10 protein-coding genes are annotated in these 14,895 nt (G+C 38.2%); 5 read left to right on the forward strand and 5 right to left on the reverse strand.

All coding sequences use genetic code 11. From position 1 onward, the window contains the following. Positions 1-97: 97 nt before the first annotated feature. Complete coding sequence (locus CYTFE_RS0109135; protein WP_044212379.1) at positions 98-967, reverse strand: AraC family transcriptional regulator; 870 nt, start codon at positions 965-967, stop codon at positions 98-100. A gap of 174 nt (positions 968-1,141) precedes the next feature. Between CYTFE_RS0109135 and galK the strand changes: the two genes are divergently transcribed. The 5 genes from galK (at position 1,142) to CYTFE_RS0109165 (ending at position 7,805) form a co-directional block, all read left to right on the forward strand. Further along, a complete protein-coding gene (gene galK / locus CYTFE_RS0109140; RefSeq protein ID WP_027471549.1) occupies positions 1,142-2,341 on the forward strand; it encodes a galactokinase in 1,200 nt (399 codons plus the stop codon). An 82-nt stretch (positions 2,342-2,423) separates the two neighbouring features. After that, positions 2,424-3,437 (forward strand): uroporphyrinogen decarboxylase family protein, encoded by a 1,014-nt coding sequence (locus CYTFE_RS0109145; protein ID WP_027471550.1) that lies wholly within the window; start codon positions 2,424-2,426, stop codon positions 3,435-3,437. A 333-nt stretch (positions 3,438-3,770) separates the two neighbouring features. Then, positions 3,771-5,126 carry a family 43 glycosylhydrolase gene (locus CYTFE_RS25835; RefSeq protein WP_044212378.1) on the forward strand — a complete coding sequence of 452 codons (1,356 nt, stop codon included), beginning with the start codon at positions 3,771-3,773 and terminating at the stop codon, positions 5,124-5,126. A gap of 120 nt (positions 5,127-5,246) precedes the next feature. Beyond that, on the forward strand, positions 5,247-6,377 hold the full coding sequence (locus CYTFE_RS25840; protein ID WP_200871267.1) for a lactonase family protein: 1,131 nt from the start codon (positions 5,247-5,249) through the stop codon (positions 6,375-6,377). Between the two features lie 252 nt (positions 6,378-6,629). Next, complete coding sequence (locus CYTFE_RS0109165) at positions 6,630-7,805, forward strand: MFS transporter (protein ID WP_027471551.1); 1,176 nt, start codon at positions 6,630-6,632, stop codon at positions 7,803-7,805. A gap of 326 nt (positions 7,806-8,131) precedes the next feature. On the opposite strand, the gene CYTFE_RS0109170 is transcribed toward CYTFE_RS0109165, so the two are convergent. The 4 genes from CYTFE_RS0109170 to CYTFE_RS25845 all read right to left on the reverse strand — a co-directional run bounded on the left by CYTFE_RS0109170 (position 8,132) and on the right by CYTFE_RS25845 (position 14,815). Beyond that, complete coding sequence (locus CYTFE_RS0109170; RefSeq protein ID WP_027471552.1) at positions 8,132-9,943, reverse strand: arylsulfatase; 1,812 nt, start codon at positions 9,941-9,943, stop codon at positions 8,132-8,134. Positions 9,944-10,033: 90 nt separating this feature from the next. After that, positions 10,034-11,539, reverse strand: coding sequence for a sulfatase-like hydrolase/transferase (locus CYTFE_RS0109175; protein WP_027471553.1), 1,506 nt, complete (start codon positions 11,537-11,539; stop codon positions 10,034-10,036). Between the two features lie 252 nt (positions 11,540-11,791). Continuing rightward, on the reverse strand, positions 11,792-13,561 hold the full coding sequence (locus CYTFE_RS0109180; protein ID WP_044262702.1) for a sulfatase-like hydrolase/transferase: 1,770 nt from the start codon (positions 13,559-13,561) through the stop codon (positions 11,792-11,794). 87 nt (positions 13,562-13,648) lie between these two features. Then, a complete protein-coding gene (locus CYTFE_RS25845) occupies positions 13,649-14,815 on the reverse strand; it encodes a LamG domain-containing protein (protein WP_052343109.1) in 1,167 nt (388 codons plus the stop codon). Positions 14,816-14,895: the final 80 nt, after the last annotated feature.

Consider the following 14,895-nt stretch of genomic DNA (forward strand, 5'->3'; position numbering starts at 1 on the left):
TAGTTATATTACCAACATCTTTCAGTCAAAGCAAATAAATTCTAAATTTCACACAAGTCCATACCGCATATTTGCATTGACTTCAACCGAGGAAACACTATACTTTTTTATAATTAGCTCTATATTCCAAAGGAGAAACTCCACTAATAGCTTTAAAACACTGATTAAAATAGGCCACAGAGCTAAAACCACATTCAAAACCAACTTGGTTAGACGTAAGAGAAGTATTTATAAGCAGTTGCTGCGCAAAGTCAATACGCGTTTCTTTAACAAATTGCGAAAATGTTTTATGGGTTACTTTTTTAAAAAAACGACAAAAACTACTTACATTCATTTCTGACAATTCAGCTGCCTTTTGCACACTCACATCCTCCATATAATTGTTCATCACATATTCATGTACTTTCTTTATTCTAACAGATTTTGTAACAAAAATACTATCAAAATAAGCTTTCGAAACAATGGGATCCCAATGTCCTTTCTCAAATAAATCTAATATTTTAATCAAATTCAACAATCGGTCCACCCCACTATACGACGGAAAATCACAAATCAAATTCATAATTTCAACAGATTCATTTTTGGGTGCATATCTTAACCCAAATTTTGCAGCATTCAGCAACGTTTGTATCGATTTCATTTCGGGCAATCCGGCAAAACGAGTACCAAATATGGATCGATCAAACTGAAGGTAAACAGATTCACAAGTCTCATTATTATCCTTCTCAAAAAATACGGGATCAGAAAACCAGGCATGCGGAATATTACCCCCAATTAACACCAGATCACCCACTGCAAACTTGCTGGTGTTATCCCCAATCACTCTTGTTCCATACCCTTTTGTTATTAATAATAATTCAAATTCGTGATGGTAATGCCACGAGCGCTCAAAATATTTACTGGAATAGGTACCAACAAAAAAGGACTTTCCCTTATCTAATTCTATTTTCTCAATATATGGAATCATAATATAATTTTACCCTATATAAAAATATAAGCAAATATAACTAAACTAAAATCAATTATCAGAAAAATAATTCCATACACTCCATCTACATTTGTAAACTATAGTAAAACCAAAGGGTAAGAAGAGCTTACCCAAAGTCTATGATCGTTTATTAAAATTTTAAAATCAGACATTATGAACAATGAAGTATTAAGCAAGTACGAAGAACTATACCATTCTAAACCCACCTATTATGCATATTCACCCGGCAGGGTGGATTTAATGGGAAGTCATACCGACTACAATCATGGATACGTAGTAACCATGCCTGTTAATTTAGTGATTGATTGTGCCTTCTCTGCCAACGACACCGATATAATTGAGATATATTCCTGTAACCTAAAAAACAAAACAAAAATAAACACAAAAACGGGCGATATCATAGAAGGTGGAAATTGGGCTAAGTACATGAGCGCAGTAGTAAAAGTACTTCTGGATGAAGACTACGAATTAAAGGCCTTTTCAGCTTCTTTCTGCAGCACCATTCCAATAGGTTCGGGCCTATCCAGTTCTGCAGCACTAGAAGCTATAGCCATGGCCATGTTGGCCCAAACATCTGGGTTTAAAATAGACAAAAAGAACATGGCGCTTTTGAGCCAACGCGCCGAAAACGTATATGTAGGAGTAAACTGTGGAATCCTAGACCAATACTCTGTCATATTTGGGGAACGTCACAAGGTAATTAAATTAGACTGTCGCGAACTAACACACAAACAAGTCAGCTGGCCGGAAGAAATCATGGTTGCCATTTGTAATACCAATAAACCACGAGAACTACATGGTTCAGAATATGATGATCGCCGTGCGCAATGTGAAGAAGCGGTAACGGAATTTGCAAAAATAGATAGCAATATTAAGGCACTGCGCGATGTAAGCATCGATTTTTTTCACCAACATAAAAATAAACTCACAACAGGAGCAGCCAAACGAGCAGAGTTTATTATTGAAGAGAACAATCGCACCCATGAACTCGAAGAAGCATTGACAAAAGGTGAAGTAGAAAAACTAAAGGATATTTTTAAGCGATCATTTAATGGAGCTAAAGATCTCTTTGAGATTTCAAATGATGCCATGGAGAATATGTACAAGGCCATGAGTTCTGCTACAGGTGTAGTCGCTTCGCGTCAGGCAGGCGCCGGCTTTGGTGGCTGCATGGTGTCTTTGGTATACAAGGACAAACTGGAAGAATTTAAAAAGGACGTTTTTGATACCTATAAAAAACTTACTGGTATTGAATGTGATATCTATGGTGTAAAAACGGCCTTAGGAACACATGTTGAGACCATAAAATCCACAAATTCGAAACAAGTAATCAAGCACACAGAATCCGAATAACAATTCACATCGGTGATTACGAATTTACTAAAAAAAATGTTTAAATAGTCAAGCACATGCTGACAAAATTATATAAGATACAATGACAAAAAAAGAGGTGATAAAAATGGTGCTGGACGGTAAAAAACCGCCCTATGTGCCATGGGATTGTAAATTTACAATAGAAGCACTTGAAAAAATGAAGGCCCATTACGGCCAGGATGTTGATGTGGAAGCCCTGGTAGATAACCACTTTATCAAATTGGGGCAATCCAGTGGCTTTAAAGTAGACATAGGAAATAACCGAAAAAAAGACATCTTTGGGGTAACATGGGATATGACACTCGAAAAAGATATTGGCAACGTGGAAGGATTGGTTATTCCTGAACCAACAATGGAGGGGTATGAGTTTCCTGATATCGAAAACCCCATGCTATACGAAGGAATAGAAGAAAAAATAGCCGCCAACAAAGACAAATTCGTACTTTATAGCATCGGCTTTAGCCTTTTTGAACGTTACTGGACATTACGAGGAATGGAAAATGCTTTCCTTGACTTTATGATGTATCCTGATTTTGTAAAAGATCTGTTACGCAAGATAGCCGACTTTAACATTGCTGTAATTACCAATGTATGCGAACGCTATCCTGAAGTAGATGGTATTTATTTTGGTGACGACTGGGGCGCTCAACAGGGCTTGATGATGGGCAAAGAAGTATGGATGGAGTTCTTGTACCCAGAATTAAAAAGGATGTACGCCAACACGAAGTCACACGGCAAATACCAATTGATACACTCATGCGGCGATATAGCAGAGGTGATTCCTGAACTCATTGATGCTGGCGTTAACTCAATCAATCCCTTCCAGCCCGAAGTGCTGAATGTTGATGAGCTCTTGAATACTTACCGAGGTAAAGTTACATTTCACGGTGGCCTTTCCACGCAAAAAACATTGCCCTATGGCACTGTTCAAGACGTAAAAGACGAAACAATGCACTTATTGGAATTGGGTAAGGATGGCAGTTATATTTTCTGTCCGTCCCATGCCACTGAAGGAGATACGCCCATTGAAAACATTGTGGCCTTTATCGACTTAATAAAAGCACAAAAAAGATAGGTATAGTGCATATACAAAACAGCCTTAAACCCAGATGATGTATTAGAACTTCGTCATAAGAATTAAAAGTGCAATCAATATCTTGTTGTGATGAGACATAGCACCGCTATGGTAAGTTAAAACAAGCCTTAGGAATTGTTTGAAAGCAATTTTAATGCGCAATAGAATTTCTAATGCATTTTCTGGGTTAAACAGGCTATTTTGTTTTTCAAGAAAAATATTTACCCCCCTTTTTCACATCTCTATTTCGTCCTTCATTTCATTCTATATGACTAAATTGCTCTCTTCCTTTTAACTTGGATGACGCATTAGAATATCGCAATAAGTATAGAAATGACATTATTTAAACGTACACTAAAATACATCGCCACCATATTAATAATCAACATCTTAAGCACGAACACCCATGGACAAAACCCAATCTGTCCGCCTGGAATGTATATTGCCGATCCCGAAGCTCACGTATGGGAGGATGGTAAAATTTACATCTATGGCTCACGCGACGAAAGTGATGCCTATTGGTGTTCCCACAAACATCATGTGCTATTCAGCGATGATTTAAAAACCTGGCAAGTGGTTGAAGATGCTTTCGCTTCAAAAGGGACTAACGACCAAGTATCTTATTGCGACCACTTACTATTTGCCCCAGACTGCGCCTACAAAGACGGAACCTACTACCTCTATTATTGCTCACCCGACAGGAAAATGTATACCGAAGGGGTAGCCACCAGTAAATATCCCACCGGCCCCTTTACGAATGGAAAACATATAAAAGGCGCCCAAGAGATAGATCCGGCAGTATTGGTAGATGATGATGGCCAGGCCTATTATTTATGGGGACAAGGATATCCAAAGATGGCCAAGCTGAAACCTAACATGATGTGTATAGATCAAACGACCATATGCAAACCTCTTAACCAGGCTGGAAACGAAGCCTTTCACGAAGGATCTTCCATTCGAAAAATTGGCGATTGGTACTATCTGGTATTTGCCGACGATAGTAGAAACAACCGCCCTACCTGCTTAGGATATGCGATCAGTAAAAAACCGATGGGCCCATACGAGTATAAAGGAGTCATCATCGACAATGCCGGGAGTGATCCATCCATATGGAATAATCACGGTTCTATTGAAGCATTTAATGGACAATGGTACGTATTTTACCATCGTTCTACTCATAACTCACAAAAATACAGAAAAACCTGCCTCGAACCCATCCAAATAAATAAAGACGGTACCATCAACGAGGTAGAAATGACCTCCCAAGGAGCATTATCATATCTACCTGCGCAATCCCTGATTCAAGCAGAAAGAGCCTGTCTGTTATATGGAAGTGTATTCATCGACCACCTCATAAATAATGATTATCCCAATGAAATATTAACACATATTAATCATAACGATTATGCGGCATACAAATACCTCCATTTCGAAAAAGGAATCAATCGCTTTAGAATAAAAACTTTTAATGCTACCGGTGGGGCCGTTGAACTAAGAATAGACAGTGAAGACGGAAAACTTGTGGGTACATGCCAAATAAATCCTCAACCCAACAATACAGCTTATCAAATATCCGAATGTAAAGTCAGTAATATAAAAGGAAAACATGCATTGTTCCTCGTCTTTAAAGGCGGATCAGGTCATATGTTTGACGTGGATTACTTCGAATTCTTAAAACAACCTCTCTAATAATTTGTTAATAACAAAAAACCATTTTAAATAAAAAACATGAGCATTATCAAAAATTACACTCTTATAGGTCTACTATTTCTTTCGTCCCTATGTTTTGCACAAGTTAACAACAAGCTCATGCTTAACAAAACAGACATAAAAGATATATCTGCCAACAATACAGTATCGGTTACCAGCTATGAAAAAGGTGGAAACCATTACGTATATGCCGGAGGCTTTGGCGATGTAGATATATTCAGTCTGAATAAAGAAGGAAAGCTTAAGCCTATAGGAACACAGGAACTATATTTAAAAAAAGGTCCTGCTAGAGGTATGATTGCTGACAAAATTGAAGGTAGCGATTTTTTATTCGTGGCTAACAAATATGGAAATGCCATCGAAGTATTTAAAATATTAACTGACGGATTGCTTGAACGGGTTTCCATAACAGAAGATACCGATAGCACTTACCTTGGCACCGCAATCACATTACAGGTGGTGCACATGAAAACATCATCCTATTTATTTGCTGGCGGATTGGAAGAAACCCCAGGCTTAAGTTGCTTTCAAATAAATGGCGATGGTAAACTCACTCACATTCAATCAATAAAAGATAATGACAAAATACATACCGATGGAATTATTGGAATGTTTACGCATAAAATAAACGGTAACACCTTTTTATATACAGGTGGTTTTCATGACAACGGAGTCAGTAGTTTTAAAGTTTACGAAAACGGAACTTTTAAAAACATTAACAATATTGACGACAATGAGACAGACAGATACCTAACTGGAGCTTATCCTGTTACCGGGGTTAAACTGGGACGAAATCACTATATAATAGTAGGTCACAGACACCATAAATACTATAAGAGAGCTGGTTTTATAAAAAACACAGATTTTGTATATCACGGCGATGGGGTAAGCATTTTTAAAATTAACAAAAAGGGAGAACTTCTACCCCATTTTGTACTCAAAAATGATGAAAACACCAAGTTATCCGGACAAACAAGAATCGAAATACTTTCCGTAAATAAAAGGGAGGCTGTATTAGCTGTCGCCACCAGAGATGACGCCAGCATTCAACTGTGCAAATTAAACAAAAAAGGCATTCTCCAACCACTAAGTTATTGTGAAACAGGTTTTTCTATCTATTACGGTTTAAAATCTCATCAAATTGGAGACAATCACTTTCTCATTGCAGGATCTAACAGTTTCGATTTTAAAAAATTAGTGACCTATAAGGTCAGTAATGAAACTCATTAAGAAAAAACAGACAAACAATAAAAACAAAACATTACCCCATCACATACTCTTTTAATATCCTGACGGTTCACACAGTCTTTGCTATTGGTTTGCTATTCGATTTATGGTCTCTTGCATATCAAGATCATAGAATCCGAAAATGCAAGATAGAGCTGCTGGTATAAATGGGTTATGGATGAAAAAAAATTGTAGTGATGATGGGGACAATTTAAATATCAGAATCTCATTCGGAAAAAAATGAAGGCAGCGGATATGAAAAACAAAAAGTACATACTTCCGATCATCGTCCTATCTCAATTTTGTTGCACTTCGCTGTGGTTTGCCGGAAATGGAGTAATGAACGACCTTATCATTCATTACCAACTAAGTAGCAATGCCTTGGGTCACCTCACGACTGCTGTACAGTTCGGTTTTATTTTGGGCTCACTACTCTTAGCCATTTTAACCATTGCCGACCGATATTCACCATCCAATGTATTTTTAAGCTGTGCTTTGTTGGGCTCACTGTTTAATTTGGGTATCATATGGGATGGAAACAACTTAGCCAGTATTCTTATCTTGCGTTTTATGACTGGATTTTTTCTGGCAGGTATCTATCCGATAGGGATGAAAATAGCAGCAGACTACTACGAAGAAGGACTGGGAAAATCTCTAGGCCTATTGGTAGGTGCATTGGTAGTTGGCACTGCCTTTCCACACCTGACAAAAGGAATTACAAATACCATCCCTTGGAAATTTGTTTTGACCTTTATCTCATCGCTTGCTGTATGTGGAGGCTTACTAATGTTATTATTGGTTCCTGATGGCCCCTATCGTAAAAAAGGTAGCAAGTTAATGCTCTCCTCTTTTTTCAAAGTATTCAAAAATCCGCTACTCCGCTCTGCTTCCTTTGGTTATTTTGGGCATATGTGGGAACTATATGCTTTTTGGGCATTTGTTCCTATCATACTTCAAACCTATAGTATCAAACACCCTTCAGCAATCTTTAACATCCCTCTATTATCATTCCTAATTGTAGCTATTGGGGGCTTGGCCTGTGTGTTTAGCGGGTATCTTTCTCAAAAGACAGGGACAAAAAAAACAGCCTCCATGGCCCTTCTTTTATCATGTATCTGTTGTCTCATTTCTCCACTCATGTTCATGAACGAATCGAAAGATTTATTTGTTGCTTTCCTTCTATGTTGGGGCATTGTGGTTGTCGCTGATTCTCCACTCTTCTCAACTCTAGTGGCACAAAATGCCAAACCTGAAATAAAAGGAACTGCTCTTACCATTGTAAATTGTATCGGATTTCTCATAACCATCATAAGTATTCAGCTTTTAAATATTTTGCAAAATTATACAAACCTTATTTATATCTATACCTCATTAGCTATTGGACCCATATTGGGATTATTAGCCTTAGCCAGTTCTCCCAAAAACAGGTAACAAACCTTATCCACAACAAGCATATTTCAACAATAACATATTTACATAATATATTAAATTGATATTTCGATGGTCATTCAGAACTCGCCAAATTTAATCATTCCCTTGTATGCGAAACCATTCCTATGGCTCCGTTCATCTTAAACATTGAAGTCATTTTACTCTACGCATGTAAATATCATTTTGAAATGGAGAGGTTAAGATAAATAAAAAGTTAACGCATTGAGGGGGTAAAAACAATTCAACAACCATTTTCGGGTTAACAAACACAAGCCCCAAACGATATATCGTTTGGGGCTTGGTAATTACATAAATATTTAAGAAGCTTACAGTCGCTCCACTTCATAATAGTAGGCCATTGCTTTTTGACCATTGTCATCAAAGAAGCCACCACCCAACTTCAATTCGCCGGCTTCCAGATCAACACTAACCTCAGCAGCGGTATGGGCATCATTAAACTTACAATTCACCACTTTACCATTTAAAACAACAAAGGGTTGATTTAATTTTAAGGATACACCTTCTGTGATAGCCTCTGTTCCCTTGGTAGCCTTAACTCCAGGCACTGATGCATCCATCCTCAATCCACTTTCTTTGGGATAACGAGATATTGCAATCCGATACTTTCCGGCTTGCATCACTTGGGTAAGCAAGTAACCTTCATCAAAAGCCACACCTGCACGTATCATATTCTGATTCCATGGAATAGGCTGATTATTATGCATATCATGGCAAGTCAGGAATGATGGATTTTCATTATCAGTACCCAGTTTAATAACCGGATACTCAAAGTCTTTTTCTGCTCTACTCCACCAATCATTATAAAAATCCTGCATCAATTTAACTTGTTCAGGATGCTTATCTGCAATATTATTCTTCTGTCCTGGATCGGCAAAAATATCATACAACTCGTTACCATTAGTTAAACGCCACCTAGTGGTCATCACGCAACTATTACGTCCTTTTTCCGGCCATTGATTACGCTGAGTATCAGTTACTAACATACGCTTATCAAAATCAACTTCAGCTTTTTTTCCATACAAAAGACTGGCAATAGAGATCCCATCCATTTCATATTTATAGTTAACATCTAACCCACACAATTCAACCAAAGTAGGAAGAATATCCACGTGCGCAGTCAGACTTTGAATATCTTTTGCACCCATCAACTCACCCTTAGGCCAACGAATAAAAAATGGCACACGATGTCCGCCATCATAATGACTGCCTTTGGTTCCTCGCATCCCAGCATTATACCCGGTAAACGATTTATTCTTTTTATTATAATAATAACCAGCGGCCGTACCATTATCCGTCATAAATATCAAAATCGTATTATCTGCGATTCCTGTACTTTCCAAATGCTCGGCCAACTGGCCAAAACGCTCATCAAGCTGAGTAATCATACCATAAAAATTCTTCTGTCTCGGTGCTAAATCAGCCTCATCATACATCGAAACATATTGCTCAGGCACATTATAAGGTCCATGTGGTGCATTGAGCGAAACATAAGCAAAAAACGGTTCATCTTTATGTTTATCAATAAACTTTGTCGCCTCATCAAACCAAACATCTGTACAATAACCTTCTACCTTTTCGGGGACTCCATTTCTAAAATAGGTATCATCAAAATAATCATTATTCCAATAATCAGGCGTCTGACCTACACCACCACCTTTCAGATAGAAAGTCTCTTGAAACCCTCTGTCATAAGGACGAAAAGGGTAATTGTCGCCCAGATGCCACTTTCCAAACATACCTGTAGCATAACCGTTGGCAACAAACACATCGGCTAACGTGGTTTCACGCTCATGTAGCGAAGAACATCCACCAATGGTATGCCACACACCATTTCTATTACAATTACGTCCACTCATTAAGCCTCCACGCGAAGGAGCACATGTTGTTCCCACATGGAAGTTGGTTAAACGTACACTCTGATCGTGAAACTTGTCGATATTAGGAGTTTGTATAATGGGATTACCATTACAAGCCAAATCACCATAACCTTGGTCATCGGTGATGACCACAATAACATTTGGTTTTAATTCTTTTTTCGATTCCGTGCTTTTAGCTTGTGTGCAACTTGCCACAATAGATAGTGCAGCAAGCACTATAAAGGTTGTCTTAAATTTCATTGTTTACATGCTTAGAAGTAGCAGATAGATAAATCACAATAATCTTCACCTTCTGTAATACAGCGCTTAGTGACACTACCTGCTCTATATTTATAATTTATAATAATCGTCCAAATTTAACTTATCACCTACTTCTGATTGAAGCGTTTTCAGAGCAGTAAACATTTGTTTGATTCGTTGTTTTTGTTCAGGACTATCAGCTAAATTTTTCATTTCCAAGGGATCTGCATCAATGTTAAACAGTTTTAATTGATGAATGCCAGGATACAGTATCAACTTATAACCGTCCTCACGAATCATTCTTTGCAGATCTAAATATCCTCCATATATCGCACTATAATTACTTTTCTCCTGTTGTCCCAAAGCCAATGGTAAAACACTATGAAAAAACACCGAATCCTTTTGAGTACTTCCTGCTAAATCAAGCGCTGTTGCCATCGCATCCTGCAAATATATTTCGGCATCTACTTTTTTTCCTTTTTGCAAGCCGGGACCAATAATCATGAATGGAGGACGCATACTGTGATCGTACATATTCTGCTTTCCAAATAATCCATGATCTCCCACCGCCAATCCATGGTCTGCACTATAGATGATATAGGTATTATCTGCTTTTCCACTTTCTTCTACAGCCTTTAATATCTTACCAATCTGCGCATCCATGTGTGTAATACTGGCATAATACTCTTTCAAATGTACGCGCGTAGCGTATTTTGTACGAGGAAAGGGTGCCAACGCAGCGTCTCTCAAGGACGGTCCGTTACCAATAGCCTCAGCCTCTGGGTAAAGCGGCTGAAAGTTTTGGGGAACTGATAATGACTCCTCATCATACATATCCTGAAATTCCTGTGGTGCCTGACGTGGATCGTGGGGTGCATTAAATGCCAGATACATAAAAAATGGTTTCTCGCTTGTTTTGGCCTGATTAATAAATGCAATGGCATCATCACGCAATACCTCAGACCAGTGTTGGCCGCCTTCCCAGTACCCTCCATTAAGGGTATCGGTAGGCGACCACGAATGATCATCCTTACTCAAGGGACGATTGTATCCCGTAGGCATAAAGTCACGATAATCCTCCCCTTTCTTCAAATTCTTAAATTTCTTGACCATCGCAGCATGATTCCAATTATCTTTGGGCATTCCACCACGAATATGTTTGGTATGATCAAAATGTTTCGCTGCCGGAAAACTGACATGCCATTTACCAGTCATATAAGTCTCATAACCTTGCGCACTCATCATCTGAGCCCATGATTGTGCCTCTCCTTTATTAACAGATCGAACACCCGCATTTGCTTTCCACACAGGCTTACCTGTATTCAACATCGCACGAGAAGCCAAACATACGGCTCCACTCCAGGATCCCATATTATAGGCATTGGTAAAGGTAACTCCATTACGCACCAACTTATCCAAATTAGGTGTTATCACTTCCTTATTACCCAATGCATGAATGGTAGAATGACATTGATCATCCGCAAAAAGAAAAATGATATTAGGTTTCTCGGGCAATTTCTTTGCCTCTTGTTTAGGTTGCTGACACGCAGAAAAAACGACCAGCAAAAGAACTTGTAATAAATTAACTATTTTCATCTGTTTAAAAATTAGCGAAACTTAACCAGCCAGTGCAAATTTCAATCATTCACCTATGTGACCAATTATTTGCGCTGGGCATGCCAGTTTCATATGTCTAAATTTATTTTTCAAAGATCATATGATATTTTCGTCATTAATAAGCAAACTAAGATAAACATCTTCTGTATTAGAAAAACATTCCCCAAACTCATTTCATTCTTTACATAACGAAAAAATAATATACTCTTCGTGATCGAACTAAATACCAAGCTACTCAACACTCATTTCTACAGAATGACTGATGCCTCCTTTGGTATAACTGGGTGACAGGTTGGCTGACACTGGAAAAGCATCACTCCACGAATATACAGATATAGTAGTTTTCCCTTTATTAAGTGCTTTCAATTTTCCAAACTTATCAATAAACGCCACTTCTTCATCGCTTGACTCCCAAATAATATTCTTTTGTGTAGCATCCTGCGGAAACACCATACAATTTAAATTGAGTTCCTCTCCCACCCTTAAGGAGGTTTTGGGGGTATATATCAGTAAACCTTTCACACCTTTCTGCTCATAGGCGTCCAATACTTTGCCCAATTCATCGTAAGCTTTTTGTTGTTCTACATCCAGCTGCGCAATATCCAATCCACTATGAAGCTTTACCTTGAACCTCCTTTCTACCACTGTATCCCCTGCCTTTTCAAGTGAGTCAGTCCGTAAATCAAAAAATCTTCCCTCAGGATATTCCTTACACGGGGCATATCGTTTAAACGCCTTGTTAAAAGCATATACCAGCAACTCATCACTACTGGTATAAGGTTGGTTATTATTGTACCACGTATAGATAACATCACGTGCCTCTTTTTTATGCCCCATCACTTGTGGCCAAAAACTAATACCATCTAATTCATCCTTTCTTGGAATCTGAACACCGGAGGCCTCCGCTATTGTAGGAAATATATCCGTCACATCCACAAGACCATCATATTTGCGCATCCCCTTTTTCCCAGATTGTATTCTTCCTGGTTGATTCAATACCAATGGCACATGAAGACCATTATCGGTATTACCCCCCTTTCTTCCTGGGTATATTTTTCCGTCTGAAAAAACATGTGCAAAACACTCTTTGGTTCCATTATCCCCCATCACCACTATCAAAGTATTCTCCCTCAAATGCAATTCATCCAGTTTAGCAACCACCTTGCCAATCAACTTATCCATATAAGAGATCATATCCGGAAAATATTTTTTATCATCTCCTTTTTTGGAATTATGGGCATTCCTTCCTTCATCAAAGGTATCAAACAGTTCTTTAGGTCGCGTATCGGGTGTTGGCTGATGCTCATCATGAACCAACAACATTGGATAATACAAAAAGAATGGCTTGTCTTTGTTCTTTTCTATGAACCGTAAGGCATATCGATTACAGATATCAGGACCATACCAACGACGTCCTGTCATAGGATCCAGGTCTGTTCGTAGTTGATAATCGTGAATCTCTCCATTGATAATCAGGTTAGGATTAATAAAACGTTTTCCTTCAGTAACAACATCAAAAGCACAAAACTCGTCCCAACCAAACTCAAAAATATAATCCTTACCCGGTATTTCTTTCGTACCCCTGCTTTGCTTCCATTTTCCAAATAAACCTGTGGCATAGCCCTGCTGTTGAAACACATCCCCAAAAGTTATATCGGAACTGTGCTGCGCTTTACACCGCAAAAAGTTACGTTGGTTATATTTCCCACTCATCAAGGCAATACGACTAGGTTCACACAAGGGATAAGCAAAGGCATTCGTGCACATGAGCCCTGTTTCAGCCAATCGATCCACATTCGGCGTAGAAATGGGTTCATTTTCAAAATCACCTAACAAGGAACTGACTTTATGGGCTCCATATGCCGTAATTCCGTAATGGCTTAAGTCATCTATTAAAATCAATACAACATTAGGTTTTGTAGACTCAGCCGGTATTTTTGCCCACACACCCGAAAAGATTAAAACCAACCAAAACAACAGCGTAAGCATTACTATTTTCATATGATTATAATTAAATTTTTAACGGGTATATGGAACTCACCCAAACACTCATTGTGCAGTCTAATAACATTTCTCAACATGAGCATCTCACATTTCTTGTTCAATGCCAATGTCTATTCTACCTTTTTCCAAGGATTGAAGTCGAGCTTTTACCAGACGAACATCGCCTCTCTTTATTTTCACTTCATGCGAATGATAGCCATATCCCTTTAATGCCGGTATTGTCGACTGTTTTACTTCCCTTCCTTTGCTATCCCAAAAAGTAAACACGATACTACAATCATCATTCGAAGAATACGCATAATCAATAACAATTTTTTTACCCACCATTTGGGTAGAAAGCTCAATGGTATTTTTAAACACTTCTACCTCATAAGTATCTTTTATCTTTTCATGGATTGGCACCAAACGATAACTCCGAACCCAATCGTAATAAGCGGTATTTATAGCTGGGTTTTCCAAATCTTCGGCCGATGGCGCCGGTTGCCAATCGTAGGTCTCTGTAACCATATTGATTTGCATTGGTCTATCAAATGGCTTCTGCGAAATATCCTTTCTAAACTCAACTGTATCAAACAGCACATCATCGGCATAAAACATGACTTCTTCGGCATTCTTCCACCATGCGCCATAAACATGGTAATCTTCATAAACAGGACTATCCAAAATATGCCCTGTACCCTTAGATATAAATGTCTCCTTACGCTCACCACATTTCACATACCTATAATGCGTATTACTATTCATTCCATTTTTAAATTTATCGAACTTTGTGCTCCCTCCTACTGCTTCCTGAATATCCAATTCCTGACTATAGCTATCATCTTCACAATCATCATTTTCGGTAAAAGGAACCTTATCATTGGACATCCAAAAAGTGGTTGACATAGCTATCTTAGAAGCTTTGGCTTTGCATTCGTAATATCCGAAATGAGCATCCTGGGTAAGAGAAGACACGGCTCCTCCATACATTGTATATTTTCCTTTAGCTTGTTTTAACACGCCACTCTTAATTTTCAAATTACCCTCTTCCACAAAAACGGCCTCCGGATTAAACCAAGCAGGAGCTCGTCCTTTCCACCCTCCATTAAACTGATTCATCCATTTTGAATGGTCCAAACCATCTCCATTAAATTCATCGGAGAATTGCGCATTTAAAACCCATCGAAATCCCTTAGGAGGCTTAGGAGGTTTTGCGAATGAGATGACAGTAAAAAAAAACATCAAGACTCCCAAAAATATCGATTTTCTCATGACTCAAATTTTCTTAGTTTTATTTAACAATCTGATCAATCAAAATTACAAATCTCATCTATGAGATAAGATAAATAATC

It is taken from the genome of Saccharicrinis fermentans DSM 9555 = JCM 21142, from assembly GCF_000517085.1.
GTDB lineage: Bacteria > Bacteroidota > Bacteroidia > Bacteroidales > Marinilabiliaceae > Saccharicrinis > Saccharicrinis fermentans.

Excerpts from the sequence above, each read along its gene's own strand:
- CYTFE_RS0109170 (WP_027471552.1), bottom strand. The coding sequence starts at position 9,943 with ATGAAATTTAAGACAACCTTTATAGTGCTTGCTGCACTATCTATTGTG.
- CYTFE_RS25835 (WP_044212378.1), top strand. The coding sequence starts at position 3,771 with ATGACATTATTTAAACGTACACTAAAATACATCGCCACCATATTAATA.
- galK (WP_027471549.1), top strand. The coding sequence starts at position 1,142 with ATGAACAATGAAGTATTAAGCAAGTACGAAGAACTATACCATTCTAAA.
- CYTFE_RS0109145 (WP_027471550.1), top strand. The coding sequence starts at position 2,424 with ATGACAAAAAAAGAGGTGATAAAAATGGTGCTGGACGGTAAAAAACCG.
- CYTFE_RS0109180 (WP_044262702.1), bottom strand. The coding sequence starts at position 13,561 with ATGAAAATAGTAATGCTTACGCTGTTGTTTTGGTTGGTTTTAATCTTT.
- CYTFE_RS0109175 (WP_027471553.1), bottom strand. The coding sequence starts at position 11,539 with ATGAAAATAGTTAATTTATTACAAGTTCTTTTGCTGGTCGTTTTTTCT.
- CYTFE_RS25840 (WP_200871267.1), top strand. The coding sequence starts at position 5,247 with ATGCTTAACAAAACAGACATAAAAGATATATCTGCCAACAATACAGTA.
- CYTFE_RS0109165 (WP_027471551.1), top strand. The coding sequence starts at position 6,630 with ATGAAAAACAAAAAGTACATACTTCCGATCATCGTCCTATCTCAATTT.
- CYTFE_RS0109135 (WP_044212379.1), bottom strand. The coding sequence starts at position 967 with ATGATTCCATATATTGAGAAAATAGAATTAGATAAGGGAAAGTCCTTT.
- CYTFE_RS25845 (WP_052343109.1), bottom strand. The coding sequence starts at position 14,815 with ATGAGAAAATCGATATTTTTGGGAGTCTTGATGTTTTTTTTTACTGTC.